Source organism: Rubritalea sp., from assembly GCF_051252225.1.
Taxonomy (GTDB): Bacteria; Verrucomicrobiota; Verrucomicrobiia; order Verrucomicrobiales; family Akkermansiaceae; genus Rubritalea.
This window is the reverse complement of record NZ_JBPOGE010000002.1, coordinates 118,018-130,768: the sequence shown is the minus strand read 5'-3', so window position 1 is coordinate 130,768 and position 12,751 is coordinate 118,018. Positions and strand designations below refer to the sequence as shown.

The window sequence follows — 12,751 nt, the reverse complement described above, 5'->3', positions numbered from 1 at the left end:
TATTTTAAGCGCCTAAAATGTGAATGAGATCAGTGTGGAAATGGAAAAGAGCTTAGCTCTGATGAAACAATTCACCTGCCAATGTGTGGATAAACTGTCAGCTTCTATTCCCTATGCTTGACCTCCTGACTTGAATAAACGAGATTCACGCACTCGAATTTTTACGCAGTACGATTATGAATCCATATGAAAATAACCGCCGTCCGTTTTCCTCACAGGTAGTGGATGGTGATGACCGCGCACCTAGTCGCGCGATGCTTTACGCAGTAGGTTTTGATGAAGAAGATTTTGAAAAGCCACAGGTAGCGATCGCTTCCCTCTGGAGTGAAGTGACGCCTTGTAATATCCACCTCGATAAACTCGCAGCTGAAGCATCTAATGGTGCGAATGCAGCAGGTGGTAAGGCGCTTACTTTTGGCTCTATCACTGTATCTGATGGTATTTCCATGGGTACAGAAGGGATGAAGTACTCGCTCGTTTCTCGCGAAGTGATTGCTGATTCTATTGAGACCGTAGTTGGTGGAGAAGGCATGGACGGACTCGTTGCCGTTGGTGGTTGTGATAAAAACATGCCTGGTTGCATGATCGCGATCTCACGCCTCAACCGCCCAGCTGTATTCATTTATGGCGGCACTATTCTTCCTGGTTGTGCATTAGTCAAAGGCGAGAAAAAAGATCTCGATGTGGTTTCTGTGTTTGAAGCGGTAGGCAAACACGCAAGTGGTGAGTTTAACGACGGTGAGCTCCAAACAGTGGAGAGCTGCGCTATTCCTGGTGCAGGTTCTTGCGGTGGTATGTACACAGCGAACACCATGGCCAGTGCCATTGAAGCGCTTGGGATGTCACTTCCTAACAGCTCCGCGCAAAATGCAGTGGGCGACGACAAGATGATTGATTGTTTCGACGCTGGTGCAGCTGTAGTGAACATGATCGACAAGGGGATTCGCCCGAGCGACATCATGACGCGTAAGTCTTTTGAAAATGCGATTACCGTGGTGATTGCACTTGGTGGCTCGACCAATGCAGTGCTTCACTTGCTTGCAATGGCGCATGCAGCGAACGTGGAACTTAGCATCGATGACTTTACTGAAATCGGTAAGCGCGTTCCTGTGGTAGCTGACCTCAAGCCGTCTGGTAAATATGTGATGGCAGATCTTGTTCGCATCGGTGGGACAATCCCTCTTATGCGCATACTTCTAGAGGCAGGCCTTCTTCACGGTGACTGTATGACAGTGACTGGTAAGACAATGGCTGAGAACCTAGCGAACTCAGACCTCTACTACCCTGAAGATCAGAAGATCATTCTCCCTCTCGATAAACCGAAGAAAAAGGACAGCCACCTGCGCATCCTTTACGGTAACCTCGCTTCTGAAGGTTCCGTAGCTAAGATTTCAGGTAACGAAGGCACGCTTTTCACAGGTAAAGCTCGTTGTTTTGATTCTGAGGAAGAGTCATTGAAAGCAATTCTTGCTGGTGAGATCAATGCTGGCGACGTGATCGTTGTGCGTCGTGAAGGACCAAAAGGTGGTCCAGGTATGCGCGAAATGCTAGCCCCTACATCTGCAGTCATGGGCCGCGGTCTTGGTGACAGTGTTGCGCTCATCACAGATGGTCGCTTCTCCGGTGGTTCCCACGGTTTCGTGGTAGGTCACATTACACCAGAAGCCTATGTCGGTGGAACTATTGGTCTTCTCAAGGACGGTGATGTGATCACGATCGATGCTGAGAAGAACGAAATCAATGTAGACCTCAGTGATGAAGAGCTAGCTGAACGTAAAGCCGTTTGGGTTCAGCCTGAGCCACGCTACCGTCGTGGTGTTCTGGCTAAATATGCTAAGCTCACAGAATCTGCATCTAAAGGTGCGGTGACTGACGCGGGGCTATAAAAGAATTTCGAATTTAGAAATTACCAAGGCGCAGCTTCGAGAGAGGTTGCGCTTTTTTGTGCGCATATTCTGGGGCTGCTGGTGAAATGTTAGAATGCAGTGGTGAAAAAATAAGATACTTTTTTGGAATAAAAATCGAAATAGAGTATCTTACCTAGGCTATGAAAGCAAAATATATACTCGCGGCTTTCTCCGTAGCAGTCTTCAGTGGTCTTTCCACCGTGGTCGCTACAGCAGAAACCCAAAATGATATGGCTGCAGAATCTGCAGCGGAAAATGAGACAGTGAAGGTCTTCATTGTCACCGCTAAAGGCGGTGGATGAGGCGCTGACAGAGCGGTCCGTGCGGCCATTGGAAGTCAGGAAGGCGTTGAGTCCTTCAAAATGTCAGGTCTTCGTACCACCGTCTTCATGAAAGACGGTCACAAACTTGAAGAAGCAAAACTCAAGGAGGCCTTCGCGAAAGGCCCTGTGGATTTTGTCTCTCTTGAAGAACAGGAGCAAGCAGTGCCCAAAGCTGCCTACATGCTTCAGGTGAGTGGTGTTGGATGAGTAATCACTAATGATAAGGCTCGTGTAGCCTTAGAAAAATTACCAGGGATTGCCTCAGCATACGTGAATAAAGAGACTGAAATTCAATTGTCTGAAGACAAAGCTCTCGATGAGCAGACTGTCAAAGACACGCTAGCTAAGCATAAGATCAAAGTTCAATCCGTGAAAAAGGCGGAACTTTAGTCTCACTTAGGAAAATTAAACCTTAGATTGTCCCTCGCTGAGTTGATTTCAGCGGGGGATTTTTGTTCATTACCACTGGTGGAATTCATTCGGATTGTTAGGCGTGATCGTGATTTTAGTGTAGATAAAACGCTAAAATGGAAAATGTTATTCGTGTGTTGCTATTCTCGCCAATGCATGATTAGTGTCGCGTCCTAGACAAAATCCTCCCAACTTTATTATGGAATTTTCCTCACTCGCACTTTCACCACCCATTCAGCAAGCTATTGCTGAAGAAGGGTATACAACGCCGTCACCTATTCAAGCACAAGCCATTCCGGTAGTGCTAGAAGGCAAAGACGTAATGGCCGCTGCCCAAACAGGCACCGGCAAAACAGCAGGCTTTACCTTGCCGCTGTTAGAAAAACTTTCACAAGGGCAGCCAACACAATCAAATCAAGTGCGCGCTCTTATCCTTACTCCTACTCGCGAACTTGCTGCTCAGGTTGCTGAGAGCGTGGAAAAGTATAGTAAGCATCTCAATATAACTTCCTGCGTAGTATTCGGTGGAGTAAAAATCAACCCGCAGATGGCGCGCTTGCGTCGTGGAGCTGACATCTTAGTAGCTACTCCTGGTCGTCTAATGGATCTCTACAACCAAAATGCGGTGAAATTCAATAAGCTCGAAGTGCTCGTATTGGACGAAGCAGATCGTATGCTTGATATGGGATTCATTCACGAGATCAAAAGACTGATCGCGATCTTACCTAAGAAGCGTCAGAACCTTTTATTCTCCGCTACATTTTCCGATGACATTCGCAAGCTCGCTAAGAGCATTGTGAACAACCCTGTAGAAATCTCTGTAAATACACGCAATGCGACGGCTGAAACTGTCGAGCAAATGCTGTATTCAGTAGACAAGTCTCGTAGAGGCAATGTGTTGATTCGCCTGATTAAAGAAAACGACTGGAAACAGTGTCTTGTTTTCGTTCGTACAAAGCACGGAGCAAATCGCTTGGCACGTCAGCTCGAATCTAAGGGAATTACTTCATCAGCTATCCATGGTGATAAGAGCCAAGGAGCTCGTACACGTGCACTTGATGGATTTAAAAAAGGTGCTCTACAGGTGCTTGTCGCTACTGATATTGCAGCGCGCGGAATCGATATTGATCAGCTGCCGCAAGTAGTGAACTTTGATTTGCCAGATCAACCTGAAGATTACGTGCACCGTATTGGTCGCACAGGTCGTGCAGGTACAGCTGGACAAGCGATCTCACTCGTTTGTGAGGAACAATTTCCTCAGTTAGTAGATATCGAAAACTTGATTAAGAAAATCATTACTCGCGTCGAGTTAGAGGGATTCGTTCCCCAGGAAGTTCTTCCTGAATCACGTCTTGGAATGCGTTCTCCTAAGCGCCCAGCTAAGAAGGTTGTGCAACGCGGTAACCGCTCTAACAATCGCGGTGGTCCACCAAGCAATAAAGGTGGAAGATCTGGCGATAAGAATTTTTCAGGTCCACCTAAAAAGGGTGGGTCAGCATCTGGCCGCCGCAGAGGTCAGGGTGGCATGGCTAGCCAAAAGCGCTCTAGCCACAATAGATAATAAGATTTTAATCTGATAAAGAAAAAGCCATGAAGTGTTAAGCTTCATGGCTTTTTTAGTGGTAGGTTTAAGCTCTCTACTGACAGAGATGAATGTCAGAGTTAAACTGCAGCAAGTTATCTTTTCGGTGAGTAAGTGCACCAAATGCGCGCGAAATTGACTAGAAGAAGGGATTGTTGGACTTTTCTTGCCGGACGGTCGTTAACGGGCCGTGGCCTGGGCAGAGGATAGTGTCGTCAGGCAGTGGCCAGAGATGGTCTTTGATGTTGGCTAGAGCTGTTGTGTAATTCTCAGGTCCATCGCACTTGCCTATTGAGCCTGCGAAAACACAGTCGCCGATGATACATATTGGTTTTTCGAGCCCTTCGATGAAGTAAGCTCTCGCTGGGTTATAGTGGCCTGAGACATCGAGTACTTTAAGCTTCAGAGTTCCGAACCTGAGTTCATCTCCGTGGTGAAGATGAGCTGCTTGGTAGACTTTTGTATGGCTAAATTCTCTCAAGCCTTGGTTATGATCAGGGTGACCGTGGGTAATGAAAAGGGCTGTCGGATGAGGAGCGAGTTCGTGGAGTTCACCGCTGTCTGTGCCGGTGTCGAAAATGAGAGTGGTATCGCCATGGTGTACAATGTACGCGTTTACTCCCAAGTAGCCGAAAGGGCTAACTATGCAAGTGAGTCCTAGTACCTGTGGGGCTTTAGGATTGTAGTTTTTTAAATCTAACAACCGTTGTGGATTGAGTTGGAGATGGGGGGAAATGGAGTTGATGACGCTGGCGTCTTCGGTGCCGTTGAGGCAGCGTGTGATACGATCAGCTGTGATGCCTGCAGCTTGTGCTAAGTGAGCAATGGAGCAGCTGTGGCCACGAATTGCTTTCGAGAGGCAGTCATTGAAGTCGTCTTCTAACATCTTACCAGTGAGGTTCTTCGAATACAGGAGGGGATTGTTGCGCGAGCCAGTCTGATAGGATTTCTACCGCCGCGGCTTGGTCGATGATGCTTTTCTGTTTCTTGGCATTCTTCCCTGCAGCGTGGAGCTTTTCAGCTGCGGAGACGGTGGTTAGTCGTTCATCGATAAAATGGATAGGGAGCGGAGCAGTGAGGTGCTCGCGCAGTTCCTCAGTGAAGGCTCGAATTTTCTCTGCTGCAGTGCCTTCTGAGCCATCCATCCGGAAGGGGAGGCCGATGACAATTTGTTGCACTTGGCGCTGAGCTATGAGTGCATTGATGCGTTCGAAAACAGGAGTCTTCTGGACGTGGAGGGTCTCGAGTGGGTGGGCGAGAATGCCTAGTGGGTCAGTGATTGCTAGCCCGATACGGGCTTCGCCGTGGTCAATGCCAAGAACTGGATGTTGGTCGTCCATGGATAAAATAGTAGAAAGAAAAAAGTATGGAACCGTGGTGGCTTGGCTTAGGTTTAGCAGAGAAGTGCGGAAAAGAATAGCTCGTATCTGCTCTCCATTTTCTGCTAGAGTTTATCCCATGAAAACTATGCTTGTTGCCGTCGATTTCTCAAAGGGTTCTGAAAAGGTCATAGAGGCTGCCACGCGTTTGGCAAAAGGCTTAGGTGGGAAAGTTCATCTGGCACATGTGGTGGATGATACTCCGCTGTACACTATGTACGGAATGTATCCTGAAGAAATCCCGGCAATGCTTGAGTACCGAGAACTCGCAAAAGACCGAGCTAGGACATTACTGGCAGACGTAGAGGGTAAGTACACAGCTCAAGGGATAGAAGTTCAAAGTGACATTCTTGAAGGTCAACCACAGGATGCAATTATGGAGCATGCGCAAGCTATAGATGCAGGCATGATTGTGGTTGGTACCCATGGTCATTCGGCGATCGGTAGCGTGCTGATGGGGAGTGTCGCAAGTGGACTTGTGCGCCAAGCGAAAGTCCCAGTATTAGTGGTTCCTTGTGATATTGATTAGAGTAAAGCTTGGCATTCTAACGACATATTATTGGGGGTGCTTGACATGAGCTGCTTGCTGTCGAAGAGTCTCGGGGTGAAGAAAACCCGTACACAACAACTTATCGCAGCAGGCATGGGCGCCATGTTAACCTGCGGTTCTATCAATACTGTAATGGCAGAAAATGTAAGCACTCCAGCTGATGTAGCATCCGCTCCAGCTGAGTCAGAAAAGACGGCTTCAGGCTTAGCTTCGAAGGTTCTTAAAAAAGGAACAGGTTCAGAAAAACCGACAGCTCGGGATACCGTGACTGTGCACTATAGCGGCTGGACAACAGACGGTAAGCTTTTTGACAGCTCTGAAGAGCGTGGACAGAAGGCTACATTCCCACTCGATCGCGTGATCAAGGGGTGGACCGAAGGTCTGCAGCTGATGGTGGAAGGCGAGAAGCGTCGCTTCTGGATTCCCGCAGAACTAGCCTATGGTGAAAGCCCAGGTGGTGGCCGTCCAGGTGGCATGCTTTGTTTTGATGTTGAGCTTTTTGATATTGAGAAGGCTCCTGAGCCGCCAAAAACTCCTGAAGATGTAGGTGCAGTTCCCGCGAATGCAGAAACAACAGATTCAGGTCTCGCTTCAGTTGTTCTTACAGAAGGAACAGGAACTGAAAATCCAGCAGCTAACGATAAAGTAACAGTACACTATAGTGGCTGGACAAAAGACGGTAAGCTCTTTGATAGCTCGGTTTCTCGTGGTGAGCCAGCAACATTTGGCCTCAATCAGGTGATTCCAGGTTGGACTGAAGGTGTGCAACTGATGGTGGAAGGTGAGAAGCGTCGCTTCTGGATTCCAGGTGAGCTCGCATACGGTGAGACTCCGCAACGCCCAGGTGCTCCATCTGGTCAACTTACCTTTGAAGTTGAGCTTCTCGACATTCAGAAAATGCCAGAACCACCAAAAACTCCAGAAGACGTAGCTGCAGCTCCTGCAGATGCTGAAACAACAGCTTCAGGACTCGCTTCTAAAGTGCTTAAAAAAGGTACTGGCGCGGTTAAGCCAAAGGCTACTGACACAGTAGAAGTACACTACAGCGGCTGGACTACAGATGGACAAATGTTCGATAGCTCAGAAGCTCGTGGTGAGACTATTTCTTTCCCACTCAATCAGGTGATTCCAGGTTGGACAGAAGGCGTGCAGCTCATGGTGGAAGGTGAGAAGCGTCGCTTCTGGATTCCAGCTAAGCTTGCTTACGGTGAAAACCCACCAGCAGGAGCTCCTGCTGGAATGCTCTGCTTTGATGTTGAGCTTTTTGAGATCCAATAAGGAGATTTTTTAGCAATTTTATAAAGCCCAGCTGCTTAATCGCGGTTGGGCTTTTTTATGTTAGCGATTCTCGGATTCTACATCGGGGATGTGAGTGAAAGAGATACGCATGGGAGCGGCGGACATGCCGTCTTGCTCGCAGCCGAGATGGATGGATTTCTGACCGTGCTTTCTGCGGATGGAGTCGAGCGCTTGGTTGAGGTTTTCTCGCTCTGGTTGTTCCCTAGAAAAGAGTGAAGGTGTATAGTTGGTTTGTTCTAACAGGTGGCTCAGCTGCATACCCACTTGGAGGAGCTTTGCTTGGTGCCAAGGGCGCTTCTTCCATAGTGAGTGGAGGACTTTTGAAAAATGGAGTGAGTCGTTACTGTGCTCGAATCTCATTTCAGCTGCCCATGATTGTTTATCGTGTAGGTAGCGGAGCTGGAGATGGAGCGCGCCGGCGAGGAGGTTTTCCTTGCGCAGACGGATGGCTGCTTTCTGCGTGAGCTTGTGGGCGATGGGGAGAGCTGCGTCTGGCTTTCGCATGGTTGGTGGGAGCACATGGCTGTGACCAATGGTGCGGCGTGTAGTTTCCAGCTCGGGCAGGGTGACTCCGTGGAGGTTCATCCAGAAACGATCTCCTTCGATCCCGCCCCAGATCGAGTGCAGTGTTTCTCTACTAGCAGCACAGATTTGTTCGACACTATGAAGCCCTCTAGCGTGGAGCCGCAGCTCCATACTGCGGCCAATTCCTGTAAGATCTGAGAGTTTTAAGGGGTAAAGAGCTTCAGGGAGGCTCTTTTGTTCAAGGATGAGAATGCCATCTGGTTTGCGCATTTTTGATGCCATTTTGGCGAGCCAGCGATTGGAGGCAATACCGATGGTACAGGTGATGATGGGGCTGACTTGATCCGCGATCGCCATCTTGATATTTTGGCCTAGTTCTTCTAGAAATGTAGATTCGCGCCAGTTGTAAGGGAGCCAGCACCAAAGTTCATCGATAGAGAGAACAGCCTCGACGTGAATACAGGATTCGATGGCTGCTACGAGCTTGTGATGGTATTCGACGTAGAGCTCTGGTCTTGCTGGAACGATGGTGATGCTTGGGCAGAGTTGCCTAGCCTCACGAATGGGGGTGCCCGTCTTTACTCCAAATTCTTTCGCTTGGTAGCTAGCCGCAATACAGCAGGAGGTTTCCGCCATGACTGGCGCAACTCCAATAGGTCTGCCGCGAAGGTGCGGCTGCAAGTGCTGCTCTACGGACGCAAAGTAAGAATCGAAGTCTAAAAATAGAGCAGCGAGAGGAAGTAAAGACATACTCAGATTGTGTTCATTTGAGTATGTTTGTCGAGTCTGTAAATGTGAGTTTAGTTATCGAGCATTTTATCTACATGGTTAGAAAGACTCTCAGGAACGGGGTTCGACTGGATCCAAGCGCGTGCGCTATCTTTGTCTTGGCGGTAAAGAGACCAGAGAGCTCGTCCGACGGTACGGGAGCGGTTTTCTTCATTCTCTATTTCATTTCCGTAGTTGAGAGCTAGTACGGGATCGGAATTTGTAGCGCCTTCGGCAAATTCTCTGAGAAGTCGCTGGTAGTTCGGAGCATCTGCTTGAGCATCTATCCAGTCAGCAGCCGCGACAGCGTCTTGACGCGCGAGTGTGCTCACGAATTCAGGGCTGGCACTCACTTGGTCTTCAGCTGGTAATGATTCTAACCATGTCTGAGCTTGATCTAGATCACGGCGAGCCCAAGTCTCCATGACTTCGTCAATAGCTCGGCTTCTAGCGTCACCAGACTCTAGTGTGAGAGCCCAAGTTGCGGCACTTTCAGGGTCTTGTCGTGAGAACTGCTCTGCGATACGTGCTGCCGCACCATTAGCGAGTCGTTCATCTTCGATAGTATTCAACCATTGGCTGGCTTCAGCCGTGCCCATCTGAGTGACGTAAGGAATAAGATCACGGAGTGCATCCGAGCGCTCTTCTGAGTAGGGAAGCTCTTGGAGAATCTGAGTAGCAAGTGTGGTATTGCTTCCGACTAGCCCTTTGACGACTCCTACGAGGTAAGCATTAGCGTCGTCTCCTTCATGGTTTTCTCGTGCCCAGAGGAGTGCTGCATTGGGATTAGTAGATGCCCACGCCGCGAGTACTTCTTGAGATGCAAAGTCTCCACCACCACCTCTTCCGCCTCTTCCGCCACGTCCAGTTTGGTCATTAGAAGTGGTATAAGCGAGTGCGGCTAGAGGATCTAGTTTTCCCCACGCTCTGAGAAGCATGGCGTATTCATTTCTACGTTCTCGTCCCATGCCAGTAGCTCGAAATTCTGCGAGGGCACCTTCAAATTCATCAGCGGAAAGCCCTTCGATAAAGTCGAGCATCTTACGTGAGCGTTCGAGTGGGTCAGTAATTCTGCTGATGTCAGTGATGCCTTCTGCACCGCTTCCCGCACCTGAACGAGATGAAATGCGCGAAGAGGATACGGAACCACGTCCACCAGAATTGGAAGCTGAACCATTGATACTGGAAGATGAGCGTTGGAAGCCTTTGTTGTTTTCTGAAGATCCATCAGCTGATGTGTCAGAGTCTGATAGGCTGTTACCTATGTAATAGGCACTGGCAACAGTGACAAACCAGGCGCCGGCTAGTGGGAGTGTCCATTTCGCATTCATTGTATTTTATAGGAGTGTTGGTGTTTTTGGGTACGAAGAGGTGCACCAAAAAATAGAGCTCTAGTGGTGTACTATAGAGTATAACTCTCAAATTGCAGGGATGTTGCAAAAAAAAACTGCAAAATATGTCCTAAGCTTAAAAATAGAAAGGGCCGATCTAGTTATATCACTAGAATGGCCCTTGTTACTATGCGTGAGTTTGTTGAACGTGAAGTTACTCTACGTTTTGGATTTGTTCACGGATTTTCTCTAGCTCAGTCTTAGAGGTGACTACGTGCTGAGCTAGTGTGGCATCATTGGCTTTGGAACCTATGGTGTTGAACTCGCGGTTAATTTCCTGGCAGAGGAAATCGAGAGAGCGGCCAACTGGGTCTGAGGCGTCGAGGTATTCTCTAAACTTAGAGAAGTGAGAACGCAGGCGCGTTATTTCTTCACTGATGTCGCAACGTTCGGCAAAAATGCCAACTTCCTTGAGCACGCGTTCATCGCTTAGGTCGAGCTCTAAATCTGATTCTTGGAGTCGACGGTGGAGGTTTTCACGGTAGCGTGCGATGACAGCTGGTGAGTATTGCTCGATCGCCGCGGCTTCTTTTTCTAAAGTATCCAGCCGATCTAGTGTGTCCTGCTTAAGATCATCTCCTTCGCGGGTGCGCATTTCTACAAGATTCGTGACCGCATTTACGAGGGCTGGCTGAATGGCGGCGCGTACTGAGTCAAGATCGACCTTCTTGTCTTCGAATTTGATGATGTCAGGGACGCGTAAAATGTCTGCGGCAGTGATTTCGAGCGGGTGGCCGATCTGATGACTGAGTTCTTTCAGAGCCTCGGAAAGGGCTTTCGCCTTAGCAGAATCGACAGAAATCGGTGAGATTGCGCATTCTGTTTGTTCCAGTGAGATACTGATGCTGACACGGCCTCGCGAAATATGCGCAAGTACATATTTGCGAATTGAGGTCTCGAGTTCAGCGTAGTTACGAGGAAGCTGGACGATGACTTCGCCTTGCTTCCGGTTGACGGAGCTCGCTTCGATATTAGCGATTAGTGTCTCAGTGGCGTGCGATGCACGGCCGAATCCTGTCATTGATTTCATGAGTGTAAGAGGAGTTTATTAGTTCTTGTTATCGGCATCGTCAGAAGAGTCTGGCTCTTCAGCCGGGAGCGCATTCTTTTCGAGCGCTTTAATTTTTTCACGTAACTCTTCGAGTTTAGCTATGGCGTCTACGAGCTGAGGATCATCCACAGAGCTTTCTTGATCTAGAGATGCTTCTTCTTCGAGATGTTCGTTATTAAAGTCCTCTTCGCAGAAATGATCTTCACCGTAATGGTTCTCATGATGATCATAATCTTCCTCAGGTGAGCTATTTGGATCATAGGGGGCGCGGAGAGTATCGAGTTTGGTGTTTTCTTCACACTCGTACTCGCCATCGTCAAATTCATCTCCCTCGTCGAGAGGGTGATCATTTGCATAGTCTTCCTCATCATCGTCGTCGAGGTGACACTCTGCAGCTTCTAGTGCAGCGAGGCTACCAGGAGCAGCTGCGATGCGAGGTGCCTGCGTGGCTCGTGCCTCAGCTTCCTCTTTTAACTCTTTCTTTCGGGTAAAGTACGCGAACCAGATACAGAATTCATAGAGTAGTGTCATCGGACCAGCGAGCATGCAGAGCGTGAGCGCATCACCTGTAGGGGTAATAATAGCTGCGATGATGAAGATGGAAACGATAGCATAGGACCGCGTGCGGCTCATGACTTCATAATCTAATAGACCTATTTTCACCAAGGTCATGACGACGACAGGAAGCTCAAAAGCCAAACCGAAAATGAGGGTGAACTGGGTGGCAAAAGTGATGTATTCACCGATACGCCATTCATTCTCAACCCCCATGCTGGCAGAGTAGAGGTAGAAGAATTCAAGTGCTTTCGGTAGGACGATAAAGTAGCAAAAGAATACGCCGCATAGAAATAAACCGAAGCCAATAATCATAGCTGGCCATAGAGCCTTCTTCTCGTTTTCTTTGAGACCTGGTATTATGAATTGTAGGGCAAAGGTGAGGATGAAAGGGAAGGAGATGATGAGGCCTGCAAAAAACGCTAATTTCAGCGAGAGCATAAACGTCTCAGTTGGCTTCAGCGAGCGCATGTAGACGACGTTATTCTTAGCGTTTAGTTGCACGCTTGGCTCAGACTTCAGGAGCTTTTTTGTTTGGTCTCGAACTGCCTTTGAGGTGTCAGGAAGCGAGTCTATAAAGGTGATACGGTGCTCTGGTATTTCGATCGATCTGGCGGCTCGGTAATAGCCTGCGCACTCGGCGTAGAATGAGAGTCTCGGGGTATCAAACTGATCGAAGTAGAGCTTTTTTGAATCCTCACTGAGACTAGCCGAAAAATGTGATGCATTCTTAGCTTGTTCCCATATGTCTGGAGTGATTTCTTCTGGTAATTTACTTTGTTGATTCTGTTCCCATACCGTTTCAATGGGCTGACGTAACAAGTCCATCAATGTGTCCTTGAAGAAGTAGCAAAGAAGAGTGGAAATCATCAGTGTGGCCACAATGCGAGTAATCATTACTCGCAGATCTTCGAGGTGCTCAAGGAAGGGCTTTTCATGCCCGTCATTGTTCACCTTATCCCGCAGCTTGAATGCCTTTGTTAGAAGAAACATATTCTGAAATAATTAGG

Annotated in this window: 12 protein-coding genes; 6 read left to right on the top strand and 6 right to left on the bottom strand. The window is 48.4% G+C overall.

Annotated elements, in window-relative coordinates; all coding sequences use genetic code 11:
* Positions 1 to 176 precede the first annotated feature (176 nt).
* The 4 genes from ilvD to ACSHX2_RS02950 all read left to right on the top strand — a co-directional run bounded on the left by ilvD (position 177) and on the right by ACSHX2_RS02950 (position 4,202).
* On the top strand, positions 177 to 1,886 hold the full coding sequence (ilvD, locus tag ACSHX2_RS02965) for a dihydroxy-acid dehydratase (protein ID WP_435690418.1): 1,710 nt from the start codon (positions 177 to 179) through the stop codon (positions 1,884 to 1,886).
* A 161-nt stretch (positions 1,887 to 2,047) separates the two neighbouring features.
* A complete protein-coding gene (locus ACSHX2_RS02960; RefSeq protein ID WP_435690416.1) occupies positions 2,048 to 2,209 on the top strand; it encodes a hypothetical protein in 162 nt (53 codons plus the stop codon).
* Positions 2,210 to 2,269: 60 nt separating this feature from the next.
* Positions 2,270 to 2,437, top strand: a complete 168-nt coding sequence (locus tag ACSHX2_RS02955; RefSeq protein WP_435690414.1) for a hypothetical protein — start codon at positions 2,270 to 2,272, stop codon at positions 2,435 to 2,437.
* A 403-nt stretch (positions 2,438 to 2,840) separates the two neighbouring features.
* Positions 2,841 to 4,202, top strand: a complete 1,362-nt coding sequence (locus ACSHX2_RS02950) for a DEAD/DEAH box helicase (protein ID WP_435690412.1) — start codon at positions 2,841 to 2,843, stop codon at positions 4,200 to 4,202.
* Between the two features lie 160 nt (positions 4,203 to 4,362).
* Here the strand turns inward: ACSHX2_RS02950 and ACSHX2_RS02945 are convergent, their stop codons facing one another.
* Together ACSHX2_RS02945 and ruvX are read right to left on the bottom strand one after the other, a co-directional pair.
* Entirely contained in the window at positions 4,363 to 5,109 is a 747-nt protein-coding gene (locus tag ACSHX2_RS02945) for an MBL fold metallo-hydrolase (RefSeq protein ID WP_435690410.1), read from the bottom strand.
* Between the two features lies 1 nt (position 5,110).
* Positions 5,111 to 5,563, bottom strand: coding sequence for a Holliday junction resolvase RuvX (gene ruvX, locus ACSHX2_RS02940; RefSeq protein WP_435690408.1), 453 nt, complete (start codon positions 5,561 to 5,563; stop codon positions 5,111 to 5,113).
* Positions 5,564 to 5,681: 118 nt separating this feature from the next.
* On the opposite strand from ruvX, the gene ACSHX2_RS02935 reads away from it, so the two are divergent.
* Together ACSHX2_RS02935 and ACSHX2_RS02930 are read left to right on the top strand one after the other, a co-directional pair.
* On the top strand, positions 5,682 to 6,131 hold the full coding sequence (locus tag ACSHX2_RS02935) for a universal stress protein (RefSeq protein WP_435690406.1): 450 nt from the start codon (positions 5,682 to 5,684) through the stop codon (positions 6,129 to 6,131).
* 45 nt (positions 6,132 to 6,176) lie between these two features.
* Positions 6,177 to 7,430, top strand: a complete 1,254-nt coding sequence (locus tag ACSHX2_RS02930; RefSeq protein WP_435690404.1) for an FKBP-type peptidyl-prolyl cis-trans isomerase — start codon at positions 6,177 to 6,179, stop codon at positions 7,428 to 7,430.
* A gap of 60 nt (positions 7,431 to 7,490) precedes the next feature.
* Here ACSHX2_RS02930 and ACSHX2_RS02925 read toward each other — a convergent pair whose 3' ends face one another.
* From ACSHX2_RS02925 to tatC, 4 genes are all read right to left on the bottom strand, one after another.
* Complete coding sequence (locus ACSHX2_RS02925) at positions 7,491 to 8,726, bottom strand: DNA polymerase Y family protein (RefSeq protein ID WP_435690402.1); 1,236 nt, start codon at positions 8,724 to 8,726, stop codon at positions 7,491 to 7,493.
* A gap of 50 nt (positions 8,727 to 8,776) precedes the next feature.
* The gene (locus tag ACSHX2_RS02920; protein ID WP_435690401.1) at positions 8,777 to 10,075 is read right to left on the bottom strand and encodes a hypothetical protein; all 1,299 of its coding nucleotides are present in this window, start codon (positions 10,073 to 10,075) and stop codon (positions 8,777 to 8,779) included.
* A gap of 214 nt (positions 10,076 to 10,289) precedes the next feature.
* Positions 10,290 to 11,165 (bottom strand): YicC/YloC family endoribonuclease, encoded by an 876-nt coding sequence (locus ACSHX2_RS02915; protein ID WP_435690399.1) that lies wholly within the window; start codon positions 11,163 to 11,165, stop codon positions 10,290 to 10,292.
* Positions 11,166 to 11,183: 18 nt separating this feature from the next.
* Positions 11,184 to 12,734: a twin-arginine translocase subunit TatC gene (gene tatC, locus ACSHX2_RS02910; protein ID WP_435690397.1), complete on the bottom strand. Its 1,551-nt coding sequence runs from the start codon at positions 12,732 to 12,734 to the stop codon at positions 11,184 to 11,186.
* Positions 12,735 to 12,751: the final 17 nt, after the last annotated feature.

Coding starts and splice junctions, on each gene's coding strand:
- ilvD (WP_435690418.1), top strand. CDS start 177: ATGAATCCATATGAAAATAACCGCCGTCCGTTTTCCTCACAGGTAGTG.
- ACSHX2_RS02955 (WP_435690414.1), top strand. CDS start 2,270: ATGTCAGGTCTTCGTACCACCGTCTTCATGAAAGACGGTCACAAACTT.
- ACSHX2_RS02930 (WP_435690404.1), top strand. CDS start 6,177: ATGAGCTGCTTGCTGTCGAAGAGTCTCGGGGTGAAGAAAACCCGTACA.
- ACSHX2_RS02960 (WP_435690416.1), top strand. CDS start 2,048: ATGAAAGCAAAATATATACTCGCGGCTTTCTCCGTAGCAGTCTTCAGT.
- ACSHX2_RS02925 (WP_435690402.1), bottom strand. CDS start 8,726: ATGTCTTTACTTCCTCTCGCTGCTCTATTTTTAGACTTCGATTCTTAC.
- ACSHX2_RS02935 (WP_435690406.1), top strand. CDS start 5,682: ATGAAAACTATGCTTGTTGCCGTCGATTTCTCAAAGGGTTCTGAAAAG.
- ruvX (WP_435690408.1), bottom strand. CDS start 5,563: ATGGACGACCAACATCCAGTTCTTGGCATTGACCACGGCGAAGCCCGT.
- ACSHX2_RS02915 (WP_435690399.1), bottom strand. CDS start 11,165: ATGAAATCAATGACAGGATTCGGCCGTGCATCGCACGCCACTGAGACA.
- ACSHX2_RS02920 (WP_435690401.1), bottom strand. CDS start 10,075: ATGAATGCGAAATGGACACTCCCACTAGCCGGCGCCTGGTTTGTCACT.
- ACSHX2_RS02950 (WP_435690412.1), top strand. CDS start 2,841: ATGGAATTTTCCTCACTCGCACTTTCACCACCCATTCAGCAAGCTATT.
- tatC (WP_435690397.1), bottom strand. CDS start 12,734: ATGTTTCTTCTAACAAAGGCATTCAAGCTGCGGGATAAGGTGAACAAT.
- ACSHX2_RS02945 (WP_435690410.1), bottom strand. CDS start 5,109: ATGTTAGAAGACGACTTCAATGACTGCCTCTCGAAAGCAATTCGTGGC.